Raw genomic sequence first — 312 nt, 5'->3', positions numbered from 1 at the left:
GATTCAGACAGCGATTCGGACTCAGACAGCGATAGCGATTCGGATTCAGACAGCGACTCAGACTCGGATAGCGACTCTGATTCAGACAGCGATTCAGACTCAGACAGCGATTCGGACTCAGACAGCGACTCGGACTCAGACAGCGACTCAGACTCGGATAGCGACTCTGATTCAGACAGCGATTCAGACTCAGACAGCGACTCGGATTCAGACAGCGATAGCGATCGGATTCAGACAGCGACTCAGACTCGGACAGCGACTCTGATTCAGACAGCGATTCAGACTCTGACAGCGACTCGGATTCAGATAGCG

At 53.2% G+C, this 312-nt stretch carries 1 protein-coding gene; it reads right to left on the bottom strand.

Annotated elements, in window-relative coordinates:
• Positions 1-312, bottom strand: a 312-nt coding sequence (locus tag E2K52_RS15295; RefSeq protein WP_201798526.1) for a hypothetical protein, incomplete at both ends; no start/stop codon positions are given.

Source organism: Acinetobacter sp. RF14B, assembly GCF_006864105.1.
Lineage (GTDB): Bacteria > Pseudomonadota > Gammaproteobacteria > Pseudomonadales > Moraxellaceae > Acinetobacter > Acinetobacter lwoffii_C.
The sequence above is the reverse complement of the archived record's forward strand: the minus strand, read 5'-3'. Positions and strand labels throughout refer to the sequence as shown.